General features: G+C 67.2%; 4 protein-coding genes. All 4 read right to left on the reverse strand.

What is annotated here, in order from left to right:
* Positions 1-7: 7 nt before the first annotated feature.
* The 4 genes from ASE67_RS17565 to ASE67_RS17580 are packed head-to-tail and all read right to left on the reverse strand — an operon-like array spanning position 8 to position 5,923.
* Positions 8-736 carry a GntR family transcriptional regulator gene (locus tag ASE67_RS17565; protein ID WP_055764335.1) on the reverse strand — a complete coding sequence of 243 codons (729 nt, stop codon included), beginning with the start codon at positions 734-736 and terminating at the stop codon, positions 8-10.
* Positions 736-1,617, reverse strand: coding sequence for an N-acetylmuramic acid 6-phosphate etherase (locus tag ASE67_RS17570; RefSeq protein ID WP_055764338.1), 882 nt, complete (start codon positions 1,615-1,617; stop codon positions 736-738). The genes ASE67_RS17565 and ASE67_RS17570 overlap by 1 nt, the downstream gene beginning before the upstream one ends.
* Positions 1,614-3,176 carry a sodium:solute symporter gene (locus ASE67_RS17575; protein WP_055764341.1) on the reverse strand — a complete coding sequence of 521 codons (1,563 nt, stop codon included), beginning with the start codon at positions 3,174-3,176 and terminating at the stop codon, positions 1,614-1,616. Before ASE67_RS17575 ends, ASE67_RS17570 begins: the two co-directional genes overlap by 4 nt.
* Positions 3,177-3,181: 5 nt before the next feature.
* On the reverse strand, positions 3,182-5,923 hold the full coding sequence (locus tag ASE67_RS17580; protein WP_055764344.1) for a TonB-dependent receptor plug domain-containing protein: 2,742 nt from the start codon (positions 5,921-5,923) through the stop codon (positions 3,182-3,184).
* Positions 5,924-6,308: the final 385 nt, after the last annotated feature.

The raw sequence follows: 6,308 nt of genomic DNA on the forward strand, positions 1-6,308 counted from the left end.
CGTCAGCCTATACCTCGTTCAGCTCGGTGACGAATTCATAGCGGTCGCCGCGATAGACCGAGCGGGTGAATTCGACGATCCGCCCGTCGGACAGGCGGGTGCGGCGTTCGATGCGCAGCACTTCGGACAATTGCTCGATCGACAATATCCCCGCCTCGGTCGCGGTGGCGAGCGAGGCGCGCACCCGCTGCGTGCCGCCGACCGGGCGAAAGCCATGCGCCTCGAGCGCCTCGTACAGCGAATCCTGCAGCCGGGCGAGGTCGGGCATGAACTCGGCCGGCACCACGGCATGTTCGATCGCCAGCGGATCGCCGCCCGACAGCCGCACCCGGCCCAGCCGCGCAACGCGGGTATCGGCCGCGACCTCCAGCGCGGCGGCCTCCTCCTCGGTCGGCAGCGCATAGCTCTTGTAGATCCATACGACGCCGGGCGCCTCGCCGCGTAGGCGGGCGTCGTCGCTGAAGCTGGTCAGCCGGCTGCCGCGCGCCTCGATCCGGGGGGCGACGAAGGTACCCGACCCCTGTTTGCGCACGACGATGCCCTCGTCGATCAGCTGCTGGATGCCCTTGCGCACCGTCACCCGCGACAGGCCGGCCATCTCGCTCAGGTCGCGTTCGGACGGGAGGGCGCCCCCCGGCCCGATCCCGCCGTCGCTGATATGATCGCGCAGGCTGCGGGCGAGTTGCAGGTAGAGCGGCGTGTCCTCGTCACTGCTGGGCCATGCGATCTGGCGCATCAGCCGATCGCCGCGATCGCGGCGTCCAGCCGCCCATGATGCGCGTCGAGCAACGCCGCCGCCGCATCCGGCGCCAGCCCGCGCGCGATCAGCACCGCGCGGCGAATGTCGTTGCCGCCGCGCGCCAGCGCATCGGCGGCGGCAGACGCCTCAACCCCGGTCAGCTCCGCCACCATCGCCCGCGCGCGGCGCAGCAGCTTGGCGTTCGACACCCGCATCGCGACCATCCGCCCGTCATAGACGAGGCCCAAGCGGATCATGATCGTGGTCGACAAGAGGTTCAGCGCGGCCTTCTGCGCAGTCCCCGCCTTCATCCGGGTCGATCCGGCGATGATCTCGCTGCCTGTAGCGGCGACCACGACATGCTCGGCGGCCTGCGTCAGCGGCGTGGCGGGGTTGTTGGCGATGCCGATGGTCAGTGCGCCCGCGTCCCGTGCCGCTGTGATCGCGGCGACCGTAAAGGGCGTCTGCCCGCTCGCCGCCACGCCGATCATCACGTCCTCAGCGCCGATCCCGGCCGCGGCAACCTCCGCCCGAGCGGCATCGGCGTCATCCTCCGCGCCCTCCCGCGCGCGGGTCAGCGCGTCGGCACCACCGGCCATCAGGAACACCAGCCGCTCGCCCGGCCAGCCAAAGGTCGGGTGCAGCTCGGTCCCGTCCTGCACCGCCAGCCGCCCCGACGTGCCGGCCCCCACGAACACCAGCCGCCCGGCCGTCGCCAGCCTGGTCGCAGCAGCATCCGCAGCGGCGGCAATCGCGGCGGTCTGCGTCTGCAGCGCGGCGATCGCCGCCATCTGCCCCTCCAGCATCGCCTCGACCGCGCAGGTCGTCGGCCAGTGTTCGACGCCCTGATAGCGCGGGTCCAGCGTTTCGGTATTCATGGCAGGAGTCCATCCGGTTGGCCCCGCCCCGCCGGGGCAGCGCAGACGAGGAATGCAACGAGCGTGCCGATGCACAGCTGAAACGGAAAGGCGAGGCCGGTGAGCATGCCGGGCAACCCGATCGCCCGCGCGATGCCCGGTTGCAGCAGCACGATCACCGCAAAGCCGACCAGCAACGCGGCCACCACCGAGTTCGTGTTCCCCCGCGCGGTAAACAACGCGGTGAAATACACCCCCAGCAGCCCGGCATAGGTGAACACCATCACCTGCAACGCGAACTCCAGCAGGCCCATGCTGCTATGCCGCTGCCAGTAATAGGAGGCGACCGCCATCACGAGCATGGCGAGGCCGATCACGCCCATGCCCGCGCGCCCGGCGCTGACATAATGCCGCTCCGCCACGCTCCCGCGCAGTTCGCGCCACGGGCGATAGAAGTCCTGCACCAGCACCGACGACATCGCGTTCAGCGCCGAATTGGTCGTCGCGACCGCGGCGGCGCAGATGCCGATCGTCACCAGCCCGCGCAAACCGCCCGGCAGCTCCGTCAGGATATAGTGCATGAAGATGCTGATCTTCTCACCCTCGAATGCCTGGCCCGCCGTGGCGGCGGCACCGCCCATCAGGTCGGGTCGGTTATAGAAGATGTGGAGTAACAATCCGATGACGATGAACAGCCCGACCGTCGGGATCGTCGCGAATACCGACAGGTACAGCCCCTTCGCACCGGTCTTCGCATCCTTGCACGCCAGCAGCCGCTGGGTCGTATCCTGGTCCATGCCCGCATTGGCGATGTAGAGGAGCGTGATCCCGGTCACGATCGCCAGCAGCGAAAACGGCCGCGACGCATCCAGCGACAGGTCGAACAGCCGCAGCTTGTCGACGCCGCCCGGCGCGCTGCGCAGCGCATCGATAATCGCCTCGTTCGACGCCGGGATCGACAGCCGCAGGAACACCAGCACCGCGATCGCCGACCCCAGATACACGATGAACTGGATTAGGTCGTTCCACAGGACCGACTTCAACCCGCCGACAAAGGTGAACAGGACGCTCGCCACCACCAACAGCGCGGCAGCGATCAAAATGCCGGTCGCATCGACCGACCCGGTGATGACCATCGCCAGCGCGATCGCCGCCAGATACACCCGCGCACCCCCGGCAAAGACCCGCCCGACCAAAAACATGCCGCCGGCCCAGCGCGTCGCGCGGATGCCGAACCGCATCGTCAGCAGCTCATACGCCGTCGTTGCGCGGATCGCATAGAAACGCGGGATCATCACATGCGCCACGAACATCGCGCCCAGCAACCCGCCGATATTGCCGGTCAGGTAGGTCAGGTCCTTGCCATAACCATAATCCGGCCCGCCAAGGAACGTCGCCGCCGATTGCGTCGCCGACAAAACCGACACCGCCGCCAGCCATGCCGGCACATTGCCCCCGGCGAGGAAATAGTCGTGCGCCGACGCGGTGTTGCGGGGGGTAAAGATCCACCCCCCGGCAATCAGCAGCAACAGATACGCAGCGATGACCAGCCAGTCGGCCAGCGAAAAGGGCAGGTGCATCGCCCTTACATCTTTGCCGTCAGCGTGAACCCGATCGTGCGGCTCAGAATGTCATAGGTATCGGGGAAGGTGTTGAAGACCCCGCCTGCCGACACGCGCGGCGGACGACGGTCGAGCAGGTTGTAGACGCCCGCGCTCATCGTGATCGCCGGTGTGAAATCGCGTGATGCCGACAGGTCGAACGTGTCCTGCGCGGCGATCGTCTCGGTCGATCCCGACGCACTCGACTTAACCCGCCCGATCCGCTGCCAGTCGAACTGGATCACGCCGTGGTCGAACAGGATGCCGATCCCGGCGGTATGGCGGTAATCGGGCTGGACCAGGGTCGTGCCGTCGCTCGAACAGGTCGCGCCGAACGTGCCCTTGCACTGGACCGCGTTCACCGTCGGGTTCGCCTGGATCAGGTATGACGTGACGATATTGCCCTGATAGCTGGCGCGCAGCCCGATGCCGTTCATCCATTCGGGACGCAGCGTGTAACTGGCCGCGACGTCCAGCCCGCGCTGGAGCAGCCGCCCCAGATTCTGATTGTTGACGAACGCGTCCTTGAAACTGCCATTGGCGTTGCGCGTCACCAGGTTGCACAGCGGATTGTCGGCGCTCGGATTGGTGATGTAGCAGCTGGTGATCGCCGCGATCGGCTGGATCACGCCCACCGCACCGCGCAGGTCCAGCTCATACCAGTCGACCGTCACGTTCATGCCCGGCAGGAACGTCGGGGTCAGCACGCCGCCGATGGTCTTGGTGAAGCCCGTCTCCGGCTGGATATCCGGATTGCCGCCGTAGAAATAATTGCCGGTCAGGTAGCTTGCCGCCGTCGAATTGGCCGCCCCTTGTGCCGGCGCGCCCAGCCGGTCGCACTGCGCCCGGTTGCCGGTGCCGATGACGCACGGGTCGCCGCCATAGCGCGGCTTCAGTCGGTCGACGGTCACGAGATTGCTGAACGGCAACGACGACGTGCTGGCGGCGAACTCGCCGAAATTGGGGGTGCGCAGCACGCGCTGATAGGTGCCGCGCAGCCGCAAATTGCGATCGACCGCCCAGTTGGCCTCGACCTTCCACGTCCCGTGCGTGCCGAACAGGTCGTAATCGGACAGGCGATACGCCCCGCCCACGTCGAACTGGCGGATGAACGGCGTATTGTGGATCAGCGGCACACGCAACTCGCCGTACAGCTCCTTCACGTCGAACGTGCCGGTGTACGCCGCCTGCACGCCCTGCCGGTACGTGTTGCCCGACAACAGCGCGCTATCCTGCTGGATGCTGGCCGTCTCGCGGCGATATTCCGCACCGACTGCAAAGCCGATCGGCCCGGCGGGCATCGTGAACACATCGTCCAGCGTCCCGCTGACCGTCGCGGCGGTCACGAACTGGTCGCGCTTGCGGTTGAACCCGTTGATCGGGCTGCCGAGCGCTGCGGCGATCCCGGGGCGGTTGGGGCCGAAAATGTCGACCGTGTTGACGATCGATGCGAAATTATTGACCCCGCTGGCATTCGCCACCAGCCCGTCGCCGCCGATCAGTGAGTTTTCGACCGACCGGCCATATTGGGCATAGACGTTCCACTGGAGCGCGCCGGTCAGCGGCCCGCGCAGCCCCGACTGCAGCTGCAGCGTATCGCGTTCGGTGCGATAGGTAATCAGGCCCAGTTCGGCGAGCGAACGGCTGACATTCACCTGCGCCACGCCGTTCACGAATGTCAGCTGGCTGCGGATCGCATCGGTCAGGAACGGGTTGGTCGCGTTGATCCCGACCGTGCGGCTGACGCTGGCGGGCTGTGCACCGGGCGTGCCGGTTTCCTCGGTGCGCGCATTGGTGAACATCGCGCGGCCGTACAGTTCGACCGCCGGGGTGATGGCGTATTTGTAGAGCGCCGCCAGGTTGATGCGCTTCAGCGGCGATACCAGTGGATAGCTGCCCGAGATGTTCGACGTCGCCGACGGGCTGGTGGTGAACGCGCCGCTATCGGTAAAGCCGAACCGCCGCCCGCTCGCGACATCGGTGAACACGCCGCCGACATTGGGAATGGTCTGGTTCGGTGTCGCCGCCCAGTCGCGCTGTCGCGCCAGGATGCCGTCGCGCTGGGTATAATCGGCCGCGAACACCAGGTTGCCACGGTCGCCGACACCCAGTCCGAGCATCACCGACCCGCCATATTGCGCGCCGCCGCGCACCGACAGCCGGCTGGCGGCGGTGCCGCGCACCCCTTCGAACTCGTCGTTCAGGATGAAGTTGACGACGCCCGCCACCGCGTCCGCGCCATAGACGGCGGCGGCCCCGCCGGTCAGCACATCGACCCGCTTGATGAGCGAGGCGGGGATGGCGTTGACGTCGACCGAGTTGCGGAAGCTGAACGGCGCGGCGCGGGTGCCGTCGATCAGCACCAGCGACCGGCTCTGCCCGAAATTGCGCAGCTCCAGCACCTGCGCCCCGAACGCATCGCTCCCCTGCGACCCCTGCCGCACGCCACCCGACAGCTGCGGCAGCTTGGTGGAGAAATCCTCGATGGTCAGCGCCGACTGCAACCGGATCTGCTGCTCGCCGGTCGATGCCACCGGGCTGCTCGACACCAGTCCCGGCGTCGGGATGCGCGTGCCGGTCACGACGATCTCGCCCTGCTCCTCACCGGCGGCGGGCGCGGTGTCGGCGGCGGCAGGGGCCGTCTGCGCCATCGCCACCGCGGGCAACCCCGCCAGCGCCATGGCCAGCGCCGCCAGCGCGGTCGAATGCCGGAACGATGAACCCATGCTCTGCTCCCTGTCTCGCACCGCCGACTCTTCCGGTCGATGTCTCGTCCGCATGTTGCGGTTGGTTGGAGTATGTATACCTGCCGGTACTAAGTAAAGAGGTGGTATCAATATGGTATGGCATAATACCGCCACGATCCCCGCCACACCCCCAACGTCACCCCGGACTTGATCCGGGGTCCCGCTTCCTGGTCCCGAGGGCACGTCCCGTAAATCGGCGTTCACCCGATTGCCGACGGTGCCGATGCGCTGCACCCCTTGCTCGGCCTGCTAACTCTGGCAGCAGTTGACGTGCTCCCCATTTTCAGGCCGTTGATAAGTTAGCTTCGGTGTCCTCATGCCCGTGGCTGGGGCGGTTCGTGAACTCGGCGGGCGCCATGCCGCC

It is taken from the genome of Sphingomonas sp. Leaf23, from assembly GCF_001421585.1.
In the GTDB taxonomy this organism is placed as follows: domain Bacteria; phylum Pseudomonadota; class Alphaproteobacteria; order Sphingomonadales; family Sphingomonadaceae; genus Sphingomonas.

Excerpts from the sequence above, each read along its gene's own strand:
- ASE67_RS17565 (WP_055764335.1), bottom strand. The coding sequence starts at position 736 with ATGCGCCAGATCGCATGGCCCAGCAGTGACGAGGACACGCCGCTCTAC.
- ASE67_RS17570 (WP_055764338.1), bottom strand. The coding sequence starts at position 1,617 with ATGAATACCGAAACGCTGGACCCGCGCTATCAGGGCGTCGAACACTGG.
- ASE67_RS17575 (WP_055764341.1), bottom strand. The coding sequence starts at position 3,176 with ATGCACCTGCCCTTTTCGCTGGCCGACTGGCTGGTCATCGCTGCGTAT.
- ASE67_RS17580 (WP_055764344.1), bottom strand. The coding sequence starts at position 5,923 with ATGGGTTCATCGTTCCGGCATTCGACCGCGCTGGCGGCGCTGGCCATG.